This is a genomic window from Trinickia sp., assembly GCF_051953955.1.
In the GTDB taxonomy this organism is placed as follows: Bacteria; Pseudomonadota; Gammaproteobacteria; order Burkholderiales; family Burkholderiaceae; genus Trinickia.
In genome coordinates this window covers 1-16547 of record NZ_JBQCIF010000068.1, presented here as the reverse complement: position 1 = coordinate 16547, position 16547 = coordinate 1, and the positions used below count along the sequence as shown (strand labels likewise).

At 65.1% G+C, this 16547-nt stretch carries 18 protein-coding genes; 5 read left to right on the top strand and 13 right to left on the bottom strand.

Annotated elements, in window-relative coordinates; genetic code table 11:
* Positions 1–19 precede the first annotated feature (19 nt).
* The 3 genes from ACTHNZ_RS12870 to ACTHNZ_RS12860 are packed head-to-tail and all read right to left on the bottom strand — an operon-like array spanning position 20 to position 2854.
* Complete coding sequence (locus ACTHNZ_RS12870; protein ID WP_440542882.1) at positions 20–808, bottom strand: TatD family hydrolase; 789 nt, start codon at positions 806–808, stop codon at positions 20–22.
* Between the two features lie 41 nt (positions 809–849).
* Positions 850–1593, bottom strand: a complete 744-nt coding sequence (gene lolD, locus ACTHNZ_RS12865) for a lipoprotein-releasing ABC transporter ATP-binding protein LolD (protein WP_440542883.1) — start codon at positions 1591–1593, stop codon at positions 850–852.
* Between the two features lie 7 nt (positions 1594–1600).
* The gene (locus ACTHNZ_RS12860) at positions 1601–2854 is read right to left on the bottom strand and encodes a lipoprotein-releasing ABC transporter permease subunit (protein ID WP_440542881.1); all 1254 of its coding nucleotides are present in this window, start codon (positions 2852–2854) and stop codon (positions 1601–1603) included.
* A gap of 164 nt (positions 2855–3018) precedes the next feature.
* Between ACTHNZ_RS12860 and ACTHNZ_RS12855 the strand changes: the two genes are divergently transcribed.
* The 5 genes from ACTHNZ_RS12855 to ACTHNZ_RS12835 all read left to right on the top strand — a co-directional run bounded on the left by ACTHNZ_RS12855 (position 3019) and on the right by ACTHNZ_RS12835 (position 9584).
* A complete protein-coding gene (locus ACTHNZ_RS12855; protein WP_440542880.1) occupies positions 3019–4098 on the top strand; it encodes a regulator in 1080 nt (359 codons plus the stop codon).
* 10 nt (positions 4099–4108) lie between these two features.
* A complete protein-coding gene (gene recJ / locus ACTHNZ_RS12850) occupies positions 4109–5815 on the top strand; it encodes a single-stranded-DNA-specific exonuclease RecJ (protein ID WP_440542879.1) in 1707 nt (568 codons plus the stop codon).
* A gap of 91 nt (positions 5816–5906) precedes the next feature.
* A protein-coding gene (gene prfB / locus ACTHNZ_RS12845; protein ID WP_440542878.1) for a peptide chain release factor 2 occupies positions 5907–7011 on the top strand; the annotation gives its coding sequence in 2 pieces (ribosomal slippage) (positions 5907–5987 and positions 5989–7011; 1104 coding nt in all).
* 16 nt (positions 7012–7027) lie between these two features.
* Positions 7028–8554, top strand: coding sequence for a lysine--tRNA ligase (gene lysS, locus ACTHNZ_RS12840; protein WP_440542877.1), 1527 nt, complete (start codon positions 7028–7030; stop codon positions 8552–8554).
* Between the two features lie 268 nt (positions 8555–8822).
* A complete protein-coding gene (locus ACTHNZ_RS12835; protein WP_440542876.1) occupies positions 8823–9584 on the top strand; it encodes a glycine zipper 2TM domain-containing protein in 762 nt (253 codons plus the stop codon).
* A gap of 184 nt (positions 9585–9768) precedes the next feature.
* On the opposite strand, the gene iscX is transcribed toward ACTHNZ_RS12835, so the two are convergent.
* From iscX to ACTHNZ_RS12785, 10 genes are all read right to left on the bottom strand, one after another.
* On the bottom strand, positions 9769–9966 hold the full coding sequence (iscX, locus tag ACTHNZ_RS12830; protein WP_440542875.1) for a Fe-S cluster assembly protein IscX: 198 nt from the start codon (positions 9964–9966) through the stop codon (positions 9769–9771).
* 19 nt (positions 9967–9985) lie between these two features.
* Positions 9986–10327 (bottom strand): ISC system 2Fe-2S type ferredoxin, encoded by a 342-nt coding sequence (gene fdx / locus ACTHNZ_RS12825; protein ID WP_440542874.1) that lies wholly within the window; start codon positions 10325–10327, stop codon positions 9986–9988.
* Positions 10328–10405: 78 nt separating this feature from the next.
* Positions 10406–12271, bottom strand: a complete 1866-nt coding sequence (gene hscA, locus ACTHNZ_RS12820) for a Fe-S protein assembly chaperone HscA (RefSeq protein ID WP_440542873.1) — start codon at positions 12269–12271, stop codon at positions 10406–10408.
* A gap of 16 nt (positions 12272–12287) precedes the next feature.
* Positions 12288–12815 carry a Fe-S protein assembly co-chaperone HscB gene (gene hscB, locus ACTHNZ_RS12815; protein WP_440542872.1) on the bottom strand — a complete coding sequence of 176 codons (528 nt, stop codon included), beginning with the start codon at positions 12813–12815 and terminating at the stop codon, positions 12288–12290.
* Positions 12816–12957: 142 nt separating this feature from the next.
* Positions 12958–13281 carry an iron-sulfur cluster assembly protein IscA gene (gene iscA, locus ACTHNZ_RS12810; protein WP_440542871.1) on the bottom strand — a complete coding sequence of 108 codons (324 nt, stop codon included), beginning with the start codon at positions 13279–13281 and terminating at the stop codon, positions 12958–12960.
* Positions 13282–13297: 16 nt separating this feature from the next.
* Positions 13298–13714 carry a Fe-S cluster assembly scaffold IscU gene (gene iscU, locus ACTHNZ_RS12805; protein WP_440542870.1) on the bottom strand — a complete coding sequence of 139 codons (417 nt, stop codon included), beginning with the start codon at positions 13712–13714 and terminating at the stop codon, positions 13298–13300.
* A gap of 43 nt (positions 13715–13757) precedes the next feature.
* Positions 13758–14981: an IscS subfamily cysteine desulfurase gene (locus tag ACTHNZ_RS12800; protein WP_440542869.1), complete on the bottom strand. Its 1224-nt coding sequence runs from the start codon at positions 14979–14981 to the stop codon at positions 13758–13760.
* An 83-nt stretch (positions 14982–15064) separates the two neighbouring features.
* Positions 15065–15595, bottom strand: a complete 531-nt coding sequence (gene iscR, locus ACTHNZ_RS12795; protein WP_440542868.1) for a Fe-S cluster assembly transcriptional regulator IscR — start codon at positions 15593–15595, stop codon at positions 15065–15067.
* A 118-nt stretch (positions 15596–15713) separates the two neighbouring features.
* On the bottom strand, positions 15714–16199 hold the full coding sequence (locus tag ACTHNZ_RS12790) for a low molecular weight protein-tyrosine-phosphatase (protein ID WP_440542867.1): 486 nt from the start codon (positions 16197–16199) through the stop codon (positions 15714–15716).
* Between the two features lie 88 nt (positions 16200–16287).
* On the bottom strand, positions 16288–16547 hold a 260-nt coding region (locus ACTHNZ_RS12785), incomplete at its 5' end, for a hypothetical protein (protein ID WP_440542866.1).

The window sequence follows — 16547 nt, the reverse complement described above, 5'->3', positions numbered from 1 at the left end:
CGGCGTGAACGAGCGTCGATTATGCGCAAGCCTGCGCGAGCCGGGGCAGCGCAGCGTGAGCGTTGGCCGTTGTGCCTACCGCGAGCGCGTCGATACCGATGCCGCGTAGCTCCGCAATGACGGCGCCGATGCGAGGCACCTGATCGGGCGCATTGCGCTGCTTATAGAGCCAAGATGGGGGGATGTCGGGCGCGTCGGTCTCGACGACGATCGCCTCGAGCGGCAACTCGGTGGCGAGCCGCCGGATTTGGCGCGAGCGTTCGAATGTGACGTTGCCGCCGAAGCCGAGGCGCATGCCTTGATCGATGAATGCGCCGGCTTGTTGGAAACTGCCGTTGAAGGCGTGCGCGATGCCGCACTTCACACCATAGCGGCGCAGGCCCTTGAGCACGAGATCTTGCGATTTGCGCACATGGCAGATGACGGGCAGTTCGAACTCACGGGCGAGCTTCAGCTGCGCATCGTAGATCTGGCGCTGCCGCGCATCGTCGAGCTCGGGCACGAAATAATCGAGCCCGATTTCGCCGATGCCGACGAAGCGCGGGTCGTCCAAGCTGGCTTCGATTTCATCGCGCAGCGCTTCGAGATCGGCGTCGCTCGCTTCGCGCGTGAACAACGGATGAATGCCGAGCGCGTACACGCCGCCCGCGACCCGATGCGCGAGCGCGCGCACCGTCGAGAAATTCCAGCGCGCCACGGCCGGAATGACGATGCGCGCCACCCCGCCCGCTTGCGCGGCGCGCGCGACCGCATCGCGATCTTCATCGAATTCGCCGGCGTCCAGATGACAGTGCGTATCGATCCACATGGCGGCAGTCTCTGCGCTTGGGGCGACCAAGCAAGCTAGCGCTATACGGGTATGGGCGGCTCTTCGTGCAGCACGCCGTCGCGCAGACGCAAGATGCGATCGCAGCGTCCGGCCAGGTCGATGTCGTGCGTGACGATGACGAAGCTCGTATCGAGCGTGGCGGACAACTCGAGCATGAGATTGAACACGTTATCGGCCGTCGCGCCGTCGAGATTACCGGTCGGCTCGTCGGCCAGCACACAGGCCGGCTTCGTGACGAGCGCGCGCGCGATCGCAACGCGCTGCCGCTCGCCGCCCGACAATTCGCCGGGACGATGCTTCGCACGGTGCGCGAGGCCGACGCGCTCGAGCATCGCCAGCGCTTCCTTGCGTGCCGGCTCCGGCGCGAGACGCCGAATGCGCAGCGGCATGGCGACGTTGTCGAGCGCGCTGAATTCGGCCAGCAAATGATGAAATTGATAGACGAAACCGAGCGCCCGATTGCGCAGATCATTGCGCTCGCGCTCGCGCAGCTCCGTGAACGGCCGGCCCAGCAGCGACACGGTGCCGGCGCTCGGCTCGTCGAGGCCGCCGAGCACGTGCAGCAACGTGCTCTTGCCGGAGCCCGACGCACCGACGATGGCGAGCTTTTCGCCGCGCCGCACGGACAGCTCGGCGCGGTTCAGCACGGGCACGTTCAAGCCGCCCTGCACGAACGCCTTCGAGATGCCGCTCGCCTGCAGCACGGGTTCGCCCGATCCCGTGGCGGTGAATGGCGCACTGCCCGACGTCGGCTTCTCGATCATGATTTCGTTATTCATAGCGCAACGCCTCCGCCGGCCGCACCTTCGCGCCGCGCCAGCTCGGATAAAGCGTCGCGACCGCCGACATGACGAACGCGATCACGCCGATCCGCACGACGTCGCTCGCCACCAATTCGGAAGGCAGTTCATTGATGAAATAGACGGACGGCGGCAAGAATTGCACGCCGAACAGATGTTCGATCATCGGCACGAGCCACGGAATGCTCCAGGCGATCAGGCAGCCGAGCGCCACGCCCGACGCCGTCCCCGCGAAGCCGATCGTAATCCCTTGGACGAAAAAGATCTTCATGATCGAGCCCGGCTGTGCCCCGAGCGTGCGCAAGATCGCGATGTCGGCCTGCTTGTTCGTCACCGTCATGACGAGCGACGAGACGAGATTGAACGCGGCCACCGCGATGATCAGCGTGAGAATCACGAACATCATGCGCTTTTCGATCTTCACGGCCGAGAACCAGGTCTTGTTCTGCTGCGTCCAGTCGCGGATGTAGAGATCGCCCGACAGCGTATGCGACAACTCGCGCGCGACGCGCGGCGCCTCCTGCATGTCCTTGAGTTTGAGCCGCACGCCCGTTGGCGCGGCGATGCGGAACAGCACCTCGGCATCGTGAATGTTGATGAGCGCGAGCGAGCTGTCGTACTCGTAGTGGCCCGATTCGAACACACCCGAGACCGTGAACTGCTTCAGGCGCGGCAGCATGCCGGCCGGCGTCAGCGAGCCCTCGGGAGCGACGAGCGTGATCTTGTCGCCGACCGAGACACCGAGGTTGGCCGCCAGATCGGCGCCGAGCACGATGTTGAACTGCCCCGGCTGCAGTTCGGTCAACCGGCCGGCCTTCATGTCCTTGCCGATGTCGGATACCTGCGGCTCGAGCGCCGGTTCGACGCCGCGCAGCGCCACTCCGCTCACGGCGTCCTGGCGCGTGAGCAGCGCCTGAGCGTCGACGTAAGGTGCCGCTCCGATCACCGCCGGATTGCGGCGCGCCTCGAAGGCCGTGCGCTGCCAGTCGGGCATGGCGCCCGACGGCGAAAAGATCTCGATGTGCGCGAGCACCGACAGCATGCGATCGCGCACCTGTTCCTGAAAACCGTTCATGACGGAAAGCACGACGATCAGTGCCGCGACGCCGAGTGCAATGCCCGACATCGACACGAGCGCGATGAACGAAATGAAGCCGTTGCCTGCCGTGCGCTTGCCGGCGCGCGTATAGCGCCAGCCGATTTGCCATTCGTAAGGGAGTTTCAAGCGAATCCTTCAATTCTTTGCAGCCGCCGCCCGTGCAACGGGCACGCGCGGCGCGCCAATCGCAGCGCAATGCGCGTGCCGCGTAGGCGATAGCGCCGCCCCGCTCGTGCAGGACGCGCCTGTCCGGGCAGACGGCGCCGATCAAGCGCGCAGTTTGCCATACAATGCGCACCATCATGCATTCCAACCGTCTTCATCTTCTGCTGCCGTTCGCGCTGCCCACGGCCGCCGATGCTTCTTCCGCGCTGCACGATCTGCGCAGCCCGGCGCTCGAACGGCTGCTCGCGCGTGCGGCGCTCGTCGAGCGCGTGGCCGGCGAGGAGTTCCAACGCACGCTGCCGCACGAGCGGTGGGTCGCGCGACAGTTCGGCGCCGTGACGCCGAACGCCGTCGACGACGCACCGCTCGCGCCCTATATGCTACTCGCCGACGGCGGCACGCCCGGCCACGACGAATGGGCCTGTGTCGAACCCGTGCACGTCCGCATCGCCCACGACCACCTCGTATTGATCGATCCGTCCGCGCTCGATTTGAGCGACGAAGACGCCGCACAGCTGCTCGCCGTGGCACGGCCGCTGATCGAAGGGCTCGGCGTGCGCGTCGAGGCACCGACCCCGCATCGCTGGTACCTGCGCGGCGACGTGCTGGGCAAGCTCGCCGGCGCATCGCCGCTTCGCGCGAGCGGGCGCAGCATCGAAATCTGGCTGCCGCACGACGCGCATTCGGGTCAGCGCTCGCGCATTTGGATGAAGCTGCAAAACGAAGTGCAGATGGGCTGGTTCGAGCACCCCGTCAACGAGGCGCGCGAGGCACGGGGCCTGCCGGCGGTCAACTCGATCTGGCTTCATGCGCAAGGCGTCGCGGAGCCCGTGCGCAGCCCGTTCGTGCGCGTGCTGTCCGATGCGGCGGCCACGCGCGGGCTCGCACTCGCGGGTGCCGTGGAAGCGGGTCCCGCACCCGCTTCGTTCAAGACGCTGCCGCCGCTTGGTGCCGGCGCCACGCTCGTCGAACTGAGCCCGTTCGCGGCGCCGTTCCTCGCGCAGGACTGGGCCGCCTGGCAAACGGCGCTCGATACGCTCGAGCGCGATTGGTTCGCCCCCGCGCTCGAGGCGCTCGATGCGGGCAATCTCGGCGCGCTCAACTTGACGCTGGCCGGCAACACGGGCTCGGTCACGCTGGCCGCCACGCGCCGCGATTTACGCAAGTTCTGGCGCCGGCGCGTGCTCGCGTCGCTGTTCGAATGATCTCGATTACATGACCCGAATCGTCACCCGCGCGTGCTCGCCCGCCGATGAAGCCGCGTTGATCCGCCACGGCCTGCATCCGATCCTCGCCCGCCTCTACGCCGCGCGCGGCGTGCGCCTGCCCGACGAGATCGAAACCGCGCTCACGCGGCTCGTGCCGCCCGTCGAGCTGAAAGGAACGGACGACGCCGCCGAGTTGCTGGCCGACGCCATCACGCAGCGCAAGCGCCTGCTCGTCGTTGCCGATTACGACTGCGACGGCGCCACGGCGTGCGCCGTCGCCGTGCGCGGGCTGCGCATGTTCGGCGCGCAGGTCGATTACCTCGTGCCGAACCGCTTCGAATACGGCTACGGGCTCACGCCCGAAATCGTCGAGCTGGCCGCCGCGCGCAAACCCGATCTCTTGATCACGGTCGACAACGGAATCGCCAGCGTCGACGGCGTGGCCGCCGCCAACGCGCGCGGCATCGACGTGCTCGTCACCGATCACCACTTGCCGGGCGACACGCTGCCCGCCGCGCGTGCGATCGTCAATCCGAATCAGCCGGGCTGCGCGTTTCCGAGCAAGTGCATCGCAGGCGTCGGCGTCATGTTCTACGTGCTGCTCGCCTTGCGGGCCAAGCTGCGGGAACGCGGTGCGTTCGGCCAAGGCGCATCCGCGATGCCGGAGCCGCGGCTCGACGGCCTGCTCGACCTCGTCGCGCTCGGCACCGTCGCCGACGTCGTGAAGCTCGACGGCAACAACCGGGTGCTCGTCGCGCAAGGGCTGACGCGCATTCGCCGCGGCCGCATGCAGCCCGGCATCGCCGCCCTCTTTCGCGCAGCCGGACGCGACGCGCGCAACGCATCGGGATTCGATCTCGGTTTCGCGCTGGGGCCGCGCTTGAACGCCGCTGGGCGGCTCTCGGACATGTCGCTCGGGATCGAATGCCTGACGACGGACGACGTCGGCCGCGCCTGGGAGCTCGCGCAACAGCTCGACGCGATGAACCGCGAGCGGCGCGAAATCGAGGCCGGCATGCAACAGCAGGCACTCGAGGAAATCGCCTCGCTCGATCCGGAAGGCCGCGCGACGATTACGCTGTTCAACGAAAGCTGGCACCAGGGCGTCATCGGCATCGTCGCCGGGCGCTTGAAAGAGAAGTACCATCGGCCTTCCTTCACGTTCGCGCTCGCCGACGAGCGCGGCGAACTCGTCAAAGGCTCGGGCCGCTCGATTCCCGGTTTTCATCTGCGCGACGCGCTCGATCTGATCGCCAAGCGCGAGCCAGATCTCATCGTCAAATTCGGCGGGCACGCGATGGCAGCCGGCTTGACGCTTGCCACGCGCGACGTGCCGAGGTTTGCGGCGGCATTCGAAAAGGTGGCCAGGGAATGGCTCGACGACGATGCGCTCGCGCGCGTCGTGATGACGGATGGCGAATTGGAAGACGCCTACTTCACGCCTCAGGTGGTCGAATTGATCGACGCTGCCGTATGGGGCCAGGGCTTCCCCGCGCCGACGTTCTCGGGCGAATTCGACGTCGTCTCGCAGGCGCTCGTCAAGGACAAGCATCTGAAGCTGCAACTTGCCCGCGGGCGGCAGCGCTTCCAGGCGATCTGGTTCAATCACACGGAAACGCTGCCGGCGCGCACGCGTCTCGCCTATCGGCTCGCGGCCGATAGTTGGAACGGCGTCGTGCGCGTGCAACTGATCGTCGAGCACGCCGTGTTCTAGGGGATCGCGTCGTCTCCCGCGGGGCGCAACGCCCGCCGCGGCAGCCGCATCGGCTATAATTTTCCCTTTTTACCAAGCCGAAAAGACCGAAATGGAAGCCGAACGTCTGAACGCGATCGAGAATACGCTCGCCGACCTGCGCCGACGCGCGGGCGAGCTACGGGGGTATCTTTGACTACGACGCCAAATTCGCGCGTCTAGCCGAAGTCAACAAGGAACTCGAAGATCCCAACGTCTGGAACGACTCGAAGCACGCCCAGGCCCTCGGCCGGGAAAAGAAGACGCTCGAAGGCGTGGTCCTGACCCTCTCCGCCCTCGATACCGATCTGCGCGATGCGCAGGACCTGTTCGACATGGCCCGCGAGGAAAACGACGACGATACGCTCGTCGCCTGCGAAGCCGATGGCCAGCAGATCGAAGCGCGCGTTGCCGATCTCGAATTCCGCCGCATGTTCTCCAACCCGGCGGACCCGAACAATGCCTTCATCGACATCCAAGCCGGCGCGGGCGGCACCGAAGCCTGCGATTGGGCGGCGATGCTGCTGCGCCAATACCTGCGCTACTGCGAGCGCAAGGGCTTCAAGACGGAAGTGCTCGAGGAGTCCGAGGGCGACGTAGCCGGCATCAAGAACGCGACGATCAAGGTCGAGGGCGAATACGCCTACGGCTTTTTGCGCACCGAAACGGGCATCCACCGCCTCGTGCGCAAATCGCCGTTCGATTCGTCGGGCGGGCGGCACACGTCGTTCTCGTCGGTGTTCGTCTATCCCGAGATCGACGATTCGATCGAGGTCGACATCAACCCGGCCGACCTGCGCATCGATACGTACCGTGCGTCGGGCGCCGGCGGGCAGCACATCAACAAGACCGATTCGGCCGTGCGGATCACGCACCTCCCGTCGGGCATCGTCGTGCAATGCCAGAACGACCGTTCGCAGCACCGCAACCGCGCGGAGGCGATGGCGATGCTCAAGTCGCGCCTGTACGAGGCGGAAATGCGCAAGCGCCAGGCCGAGCAGGACAAGCTCGAATCGAGCAAGACCGACGTGGGCTGGGGCCATCAAATTCGTTCCTACGTGCTCGATCAGAGCCGTGTGAAGGATTTGCGCACCAGCGTCGAAATGAGCAACACGAAGGCCGTGCTCGACGGCGACCTCGACGATTTCATCAGCGCGAGCCTGAAGCAAGGCGTCTAAGCGCAGCGGATACACCATGACCGAATCGACTCTCCCCACCGTCGACGCCGCCGTCGACGAGAACAAGATCATCGCCGAGCGGCGCGAAAAATTGCGCTCGCTGCGCGAGGCAGGCATCGCCTACCCGAACGATTTCAGCCCCACGCACCATGCGGGCGATCTGCAAACGCAATACGCCGATACGGACAAAGACACGCTCGAAGCCACCGCGCTGCAAGTCGCGGTGGCAGGCCGCATGATGCTCAAGCGCGTGATGGGCAAGGCCAGCTTCGCGACCGTGCAGGACACCTCCGGCCAAATCCAATTTTTCGTGACGCCGGCCGACGTCGGCGAGCAGACGTACGACGCGTTCAAAAAGTGGGACCTCGGCGACATCGTCGCGGCCCGCGGCGTGCTGTTCCGCACGAACAAGGGTGAGTTGTCGGTGCGCTGCACGGAACTGCGCTTGCTGTCGAAGGCGCTGCGCCCCCTGCCCGACAAGTTCCACGGGTTGTCTGATCAAGAAACGCGCTATCGTCAGCGCTACGTCGATCTGATCGTCACGCCCGAAGCGCGCAAGACGTTCGTTGCACGCACGAAGGCGATCTCGTCGATCCGCAAGTTCATGTCCGACGCGCAATTCATGGAAGTCGAGACGCCGATGCTGCACCCGATCCCGGGCGGCGCCGCGGCCAAGCCTTTTACGACGCATCACAACGCGCTCGATATGCAGATGTTCTTGCGCATCGCGCCCGAGCTCTACTTGAAGCGGTTGATCGTCGGCGGCTTCGAGCGCGTCTTCGAAATCAACCGCAATTTTCGCAACGAAGGGGTGTCGCCACGACACAACCCCGAGTTCACGATGATGGAGTTCTACGCTGCGTACACGAACTACGCGTGGCTCATGGACTTCACCGAGCAATTGATCCGCCAGGCCGCGATCGATGCGCTCGGCACGGCCACGATCACGTACCAAGGCCGCGAGCTCGATCTGTCCAAGCCGTTCCATCGTCTGACGATCACGCAGGCGATCCGCAAGTACGCGCCCGATTACACCGACGCACAGCTTGGCGATGCCGCGTTCCTGCGCACCGAACTGAAGCGCTTCGGCGTCGACACGACTCAGCCTGCTTTCCTCAACGCGGGCGTCGGCTCGCTGCAACTCGCGCTGTTCGAGGAAACGGCCGAGTCGCAGCTTTGGGAGCCGACCTACATCATCGACTACCCGGTCGAGGTATCGCCGCTCGCGCGCGCGTCCGATTCGGTCGAAGGCATCACCGAGCGCTTCGAGCTGTTCATCACGGGCCGGGAAATCGCGAACGGTTTCTCCGAGCTGAACGACCCAGAAGATCAAGCGGCGCGTTTCAAGAAACAAGTCGAGCAAAAGGATGCCGGCGACGAGGAAGCGATGTACTTCGACGCCGACTACATCCGCGCGCTCGAATACGGCATGCCGCCGACGGGCGGCTGCGGCATCGGCATCGACCGTCTCGTCATGCTGCTGACCGACAGCCCGAGCATTCGCGACGTCATCTTGTTCCCGCACCTGCGCCGGGAAGACTGATGCCTCCGGCGGGCGTTCGGCTTCCCGCATGACCGCGAGTTTGTAACGATCGGTAAAAGCCGTCCGCAGCTGGCCTGCGGACGGCTTTTTTTCGCCGGCTCGGACCCTACGAAAACCTCGGCGCGGCGAGTTCTGTACAAACCATCGGACCGTCGTTTGCACTCGGGGGCCACGATGGGTTACAAATTGAAACGACGGCTTCTCCGCGTTGGCGGACACTATCCTCGTTACGAGCCACGGCCTCTTTCAATTCCGACGGAGGTACGCCATGAATGAACCGAGCACCTCGCCGCGCCGGCTGCACCCGCTGATCGCAGTGGCCGCGGGCACCGTCATCGTCGCCAGTCTCGCCGCCACGGCCGCCATCACCGGCGTTTTCCCCAAAGCGTCGAGTTCCAGCGCCGCGAACGACCAATCGCAGACGGCTCAAGTTGCACCGCAACCCGTCGTCGATTCAGCCGCCCCAGCCACCGCCGCCGCCATGACGGGCCAGCAAGCGCCTGAGTCAAGCGTCGCGGCGCCGGCGGCGCAGTCGCAAAACCCACCGCAGTCTCCAGGGCAGCTTTCGTACACCGGTCAGCCAGGCCAGCCCTCCTACGCGCAGCCGCAGCCCTACAGGCAGCCCCCCGCGCAACAGCAGCAATGGGCTCAGCAGCCCTACGCCCAGCCCCAGCAGCGCGCCGAGCAGCCGGCCTACTGTGCGAGTTGCGGCACCGTCGAATCGGTGGTGCCGATACGGCACGAGGGCCACGGCACGGGGATCGGCGCCGTGGGCGGCGCGGTGGTCGGCGGTCTGTTGGGCAATCAATTCGGGGGCGGCAGCGGCCGTCTAGGGATGACGGCGCTCGGGGCCGTCGGCGGCGGCTTCGCCGGCAATGCCGTCGAGAAGCATCTGCGCAGCACCACGGCTTATCAGGTACGGGTGCGAATGGAAAACGGCCGGCTGCGCTATTTCACGTATCGCCAAGCCCCTGCGTTCCAGCAAGGGGAACGCGTTCGTATCGAACACGGCGCGCTCGTCGCGGGTTGAGCCAGGGAACCCGGTCCCCCGTATGCGCTTTGCGCTGAGGCCGTAGGCGGCGTTGCGTCCAGCCTTCGCCTTCGCGCAAAGAAAAAAAGCGACCTCGCCTTTTTGGCGGGTCGCTTTTTTTTTGCCAGCGGCCAGCGGCAAGAAGGGAATCATCGCCCCGGGACCGCTGCCTGCGAAAACAGGCTTATTCGGCCGCGTCTTCGATCCAGGCCAATTGAATCGCCTCGAGGATTTTCTCGCTCGACCGGTTAGGGTCGTCGTCGAAGCCGTCGAGCTCCATGACCCAGCGATGCAAATCGGTAAAGCGAATCTGCTGCGGATCGATCTCCGGATGCTTGTCGGTGAGGGCCATCGCGATTTCTTGTACGTCCGTCCACTTCATGGCTGCGCCTCCTTGAAACTCAATGATTCTCTTTCGCGTGGTTGATCGAATAGCGTGGAATCTCGACGACGAGATCCTGATCCTGCGGCACGCGCGCCTGGCACGATAGCCGCGAGGTCGGCTCGAGCCCCCAAGCCTTGTCGAGGAGATCGTCCTCATCCTCCTCCGACGGCTCGAGCGCTTCGAAACCTTCACGCACGATCACATGACATGTGGTGCAAGCGCAAGACTTTTCGCACGCATGCTCGATTTCGATTCCGTGCTCGAGCAGCGCGTCGCACACGCTCTCGCCCGGCTTCGCCTCGAGCACTGCCCCCTCCGGGCACAGTTCGACGTGGGGCAGGACAACGATTTGAGGCATAGGAAATTCCGTTCTGGCTATATTGTGCGGGCGGCAAGCGTCGCTCGCCTCGTCATTGTAAAGTGGCGCGCCGCCCGCTCAAATCTCGTCGAGCTTGCGGCCGGTCAGTGCATGACGAATGCTCTTGTCCATTCGCCGCGCGGCGAACTCGTCCGTGCGCGCCGCCAGCGACTTCGTCGCGTCCTCGATCGCGTCCGCATCCGCGCCTTGCGCCGTCTCGCGCAATTGCGCCAGCGCCTCGTCGATCTGCCCACGCTCCTCGTCGGAGAGCAATTCGCCGTCGGCCGCGAGCGCCGCCTGCGTCGCCTCGACCATGCGCTGTGCCTCAACCTGCGCCTCGCGCAGCGCCCGTGCGCGCATATCGACGTCGGCGGCGCGGAAGCTGTCTTCGAGCATGCGCGCGATATCGTCGTCGGCCAGCCCATACGACGGCTTGACGACGACCGATGCCTCCACGCCCGAGTGCTGCTCGCGCGCGAACACCTGCAGCAAGCCGTCGGCATCGACCTGATAAGTCACGCGAATCCGCGCCGCGCCGGCCGCCATCGGCGGGATGCCGCGCAACTCGAAGCGCGCGAGCGAACGGCAATCGGCGACGAGCTCGCGCTCGCCCTGGACGACGTGAATCGCCATGGCCGTCTGGCCGTCCTTGAACGTCGTAAACTCTTGCGCCCGCGCGACGGGAATCGTCGAATTGCGCGGCACGATTTTTTCGACGAGCCCGCCCATCGTCTCCACGCCGAGCGAAAGCGGAATCACGTCGAGCAGCAGCCAGTCGTCGCCCGTGCGATTGCCGGCCAGCAGATCGGCCTGGATCGCCGCGCCGAGCGCGACGACCTGATCGGGATCGAGGTTCGTCAACGGCGGCTGACCGAAAAACGCTTCCACGGCGCGACGGATCACCGGCATGCGCGTCGCGCCGCCAACGAGCACGACGCCCTTGACGTCCTGCTGTGCGATCTTCGCGTCGCGCAGCGCTTTTTTGGTCGGGACGAGCGTGCGCTCGACGAGCGAACGCACGAGTTCCGCGAACTGAGCCTCCGTGATCGAAACCGAGACCGGCGTGCCGTCGGACAGCGTCGCCTCGACCGTCGCATGCGGCGCCGCGGACAGCGCTTCCTTCGCGCTGCGCACGCGATCGAGCAACAGCCGGACGTCCTCGGGCGCGAGGCCCTGCGGGGCCAGGTTCGCCTCGGCCAGCACATGGCGGAACAGGACGTGGTCGAAATCGTCGCCGCCGAGCGCCGAATCCCCCCCAGCCGCGAGCACTTCGAACACGCCCTTGGTCAGCTTGAGGACCGACAAATCGAACGTGCCGCCGCCCAAATCGTAGACGGCGTACAGTCCTTCCGCGCCATGATCGAGCCCGTAGGCAATGGCGGCTGCCGTGGGCTCGTTCAGCAAGCGCAGGACATTCAAGCCCGCGAGCCGAGCCGCATCCTTCGTCGCTTGCCGCTGCGCTTCGTCGAAGTAGGCCGGCACCGTGATGACGGCGCCGACGAGTTCGTCGCCGAGCGAATCCTCGGCACGTTGGCGCAGCGTCGCGAGAATTTCCGCCGACACTTCGACCGGGCTCTTCACCCCATCGATCGTGCGGATCTGCACCATCCCCGGCGCGTCGATGAATTCGTACGGCGCATTTTCGGCGCCCTCCACTTCTTGCTTGCCCCGCCCCATGAAGCGCTTGACCGACACGATCGTATTGCGCGGATCGAGCACTGCTTCGGCTTTCGCCGCGTGGCCGATTCGGCGGCCGCCACGCTCGAGATAGCGCACGACGGACGGCAGCAGAATGCGGCCCTCTTCGTCGGGCAATGCTTCCGGGATGCTGTTGCGGACCGAAGCGACGAGCGAATTCGTCGTACCGAGATCGATGCCGACCGCCAAGCGCCGCTGATGCGGCGCGGGCGCCATGCCGGGTTCCGAGATTTGGAGTAAGGCCATTCTGGTATAGGTGGGTTCAGTGTTCGAGCCGCTCGATATGGCGAGCGATTTCACCCGCCACGCGCTCGAGGAACATCAGTTGTCGCACGGCTTCGGCCGCGGGCTGATCGGCGCCCGTATCGAGCAGCGTCGCGAGGCGCCCGAAGCGCGTCCGCTCGTCTTCGCGCAACTCGCCCTGCAACGCCATCAATTCGCTGACGTTTCTCGCATCGGCCGCGTCCTCGACCCGCTCTCGCCATTCCATCTGCTGCATGAGGAATGCGGGTTCCATCGCCGTGTTCTCCGAGGCACCGACATCGACGCCGCGCAGCGACAGCAGATATGCCGCTCGCTTCAAAGGGTCGCGCAGCGTCTGGTACGCCTCGTTCGCGCGCGCGGCCCACTGCATGGCGACGCGCTTTTGCGCCTCGCCCGCCGCGGCGAAGCGGTCCGGGTGAACCTGCGCCTGCACGGTCCGGTAGGCATGCTCGAGCGCCTCTTGATCGAGCGCGAAGCGTGCCGGCAAATGGAACAAATCGAAGTGGCTGTCTTGGATCGAGGACATGTCAATCGTCGATATAACGTGAAGCACCGGCAACCGGCGAGGCCGCGAAAAGCGCGATGCGAAGGAGCGGGCCGCGAGCGGCACCTAGAAACAAAAAGGCGGCCCGCGCCGCCTTCTCGCCCGCCGAGGCGGCCCTAGTGCGTCAGACGCGAAACGACTCGCCGCAACCGCACTCGTCCTTCACGTTCGGGTTGTTGAATTTGAACCCTTCGTTCAGCCCATCGCGCGCGAAGTCGAGCTCCGTGCCGTCGATATAGGCCAGGCTCTTCGGGTCGACGACGACCTTCACGCCGTTGCACTCGAAAACCTGATCTTCAGGTTCGAGCTCGTCGACGTACTCGAGCTTGTAAGCGAGGCCGGAGCATCCCGTCGTCCGCACGCCGAGCCGCAGCCCGACGCCCTTGCCGCGGCGGGTGAGGTACTTCTGCACGTGCTGCGCAGCCTTTTCGGTCAAAGTGATCGCCATGATGCTCTTCGTGCGCTTATGCGACTTGCTTGGCCTCGTCGGCCGCCTGCGGGGCGCCGTGACGCTGCTTGTAATCGGCCACTGCCGCCTTGATCGCGTCTTCCGCGAGGATCGAGCAGTGGATCTTGACAGGCGGCAATGCGAGCTCTTCGGCGATCTGCGTGTTCTTGATCGAGAGCGCCTCGTCGAGCGTCTTGCCCTTCACCCATTCGGTGACGAGCGAGCTCGACGCGATGGCCGAGCCGCAGCCGTAAGTCTTGAATTTTGCATCTTCGATGACGCCGTCGGCACCCACGCGAATCTGCAGCTTCATGACGTCGCCGCAAGCGGGCGCGCCGACCATGCCGGTGCCGACCGCCTCGTCGTCCTTGGCGAAAGAGCCGACGTTACGCGGGTTTTCGTAATGATCGAGAACTTTGTTGCTGTAAGACATGATCGAACTCCTGAATTCGTTTGGCGTGTGCGTTGGCGGGCGCTCAGTGAGCGGCCCACTTGATCGTCGACAGATCGATGCCGTCCTGGTGCATTTCCCACAGAGGAGACAAATCGCGCAGCTTGGCGATCTTGCTCTTCAACAGATTGATGACGTAATCGACATCTTGTTCCGTCGTGAAGCGGCCCACGGTGAAGCGGATCGAGCTGTGCGCGAGCTCGTCGTTGCGGCCCAGCGCGCGCAGCACGTATGACGGCTCGAGCGATGCCGACGTGCAAGCCGAACCCGACGAGACGGCCACGTCCTTGATCGCCATGATCAGCGACTCGCCCTCGACGAAGTTGAAGCTGATGTTCAGGTTGTGCGGCACGCGGCGCTCCATGTCGCCGTTGACGTACACCTCGTCCATCTCGGTCAGGCCGCGCAGCAGCCTGTCGCGCAGCATGCGGACGCGCTCGTTCTCCGTCGCCATTTCCTCGCGCGCGATGCGGAACGCTTCGCCCATGCCCACGATCTGGTGCGTGGCCAGCGTGCCCGAGCGCATCCCGCGCTCGTGGCCGCCGCCGTGCATCTGCGCTTCGATACGCACGCGCGGCTTGCGACGCACGTAAAGCGCGCCGATACCCTTCGGGCCGTACGTCTTGTGCGCCGAGAACGACATGAGATCCACCTTCAGGCGGCTCAGGTCGATCTCGATCTTGCCCGTGGCCTGTGCGGCGTCGACGTGAAACACGATGCCCTTGGCGCGGCAGATCTCGCCGATCGCCTCGATGTCCTGAATGACGCCGATCTCGTTGTTCACCGACATGACGGACACCAGAATGGTGTCGGGACGCAGCGCCGCCTTGAAGACTTCCAGATCGATGAGCCCGTCGCTCTTGACCTCGAGATAGGTGACCTCGAACCCCTCCCGCTCGAGCTCGCGACACGTATCGAGCACGGCCTTGTGCTCCGTCTTCACGGTGATGACGTGCTTGCCTTTGCTCTTGTAGAAGTGCGCGGCGCCCTTGATCGCGAGGTTGTCGGATTCCGTGGCACCGGACGTCCAGATGATTTCGCGCGGATCGGCATTCACAAGCGCCGCGACGTGCTCGCGCGCTTCCTCGACGGCCCGCTCCGCCTCCCAGCCGTACGAGTGGCTGCGCGACGCCGGGTTGCCGAACTGCTCCCGCAAGTACGGGATCATTTTGTCCACCACGCGCGGATCGACTGGCGTCGTCGCACTGTAGTCCATGTAAATGGGCAGGTGGGGCATCTCGTTACTCATTCATGACTCCGGGGAAATCGTTGTAGCTCTGCGTTTCTGCGGTTCTGGTTCCGCGGTTCCATCGGGGCGCGGCTTCGCGCGCCTCACGAACTCGCGATATTGAATACGGAATTCGGCCCTTTCGGCACGACACGCGCCGCCTCGGGGGCCGCACTCTCGTTGCGCCGGTCGCGCAGCACGGCGGGCGACCCTTCCCGCGCACGTTGCTGATCGACCAAATCCTGCAGCGAAACCGAATCGAGGTACTCGACCATTTTCTGGTTCAGCGTGGACCACAGCTCGTGCGTCATGCAATGGCCGTCGTGCGTTTTCGTGCCTTCGCACGAGCCCTTCCCGCCGCACTGCGTGGCATCGAGCGGTTCATCGACGGCGATGATGATGTCGGCCACCGTCACTTCCTGCGCACGACGAGCGAGGTTGTAGCCGCCGCCCGGCCCGCGCACCGATTCCACGATCTCATGGCGGCGCAACTTCCCGAACAGCTGTTCGAGGTAAGACAGCGAGATCCGCTGGCGCTGGCTGATGCCGGCGAGCGTCACGGGACCTTGCTCCTGGCGCAGCGCCAGGTCGATCATCGCCGTAACGGCGAAACGGCCTTTCGTGGTGAGTCTCATAGGGACGGAAAACCAGAATTCTCGACGATTTTGGTCAAGTATAAATACATGAGGATTTTAGTCAAGTATCCCCTTCGTGAGGCAGGTTATTGGTGCCCGACGATACGGACGCCTCCGCCTACGGCCGGGCCAGCAATGTTCGCAGATGCGCCAACAATCCTTCGCACGCCGCTTCGACTTGGTCGAGAACGGCCTCGAAGCCCTCTCTGCCGCCGAAATAAGGATCGACTACCTCGCGCCCCGCGGCATGGGGCGCGAACTCCATCAGCAGACGCACACGCTCGCGGCGCTGCCCCGGGCAAATGCGCTCCAAGTTGCGCAGATTCGCTTCGTCCATCGCCAGCAGCAGATCGAAGCGGTCGAAATCCGCCGCGGTCACCTGCCTCGCGCGCAGCGGCGACAAGTCGTAACCACGCGTGCGGCCGGCCCGTTGCGCGCGCTCGTCGGGCGCTTTGCCGACGTGCCAATCGCCCGTGCCCGCCGAATCGATCGCGATGCGATCGCTGAGCCCCGCCGCCTCGACCTGCGCACGCATCACCGCTTCAGCCGTGGGCGAGCGGCAGATGTTTCCAAGACAGACGAAGCAGATGGAGACGGTTTTCATCGATAAGGATACTGAGGCGCATCGGCCGCCATGATAGGAATCGCGGCAACCATTACGCCAAATCCGACATTATATCGGGCCGCACCGATCACGTTGCCGATGCCACCCGCCTCGCGGCAGGCGCGACGGCATGGCGCACGGCCGACTCGGCGCGGGCGGCGCCTGCATCGATGAGCCCATAGGAGACCGTGCGCGCGAGTTCAGCCGTGACCTGGTCCGCGGCCAGCGGCTCGCGCGGCGCCACCCCGTTGCCGTAAGCGTGCAGCGCCGCCATGATGAGCAAGGCGGCGGCGAGCGCCACCGGCCAATAACTCAAGAGATAGCCCGATCTTGTCGTTCTCATGTTCG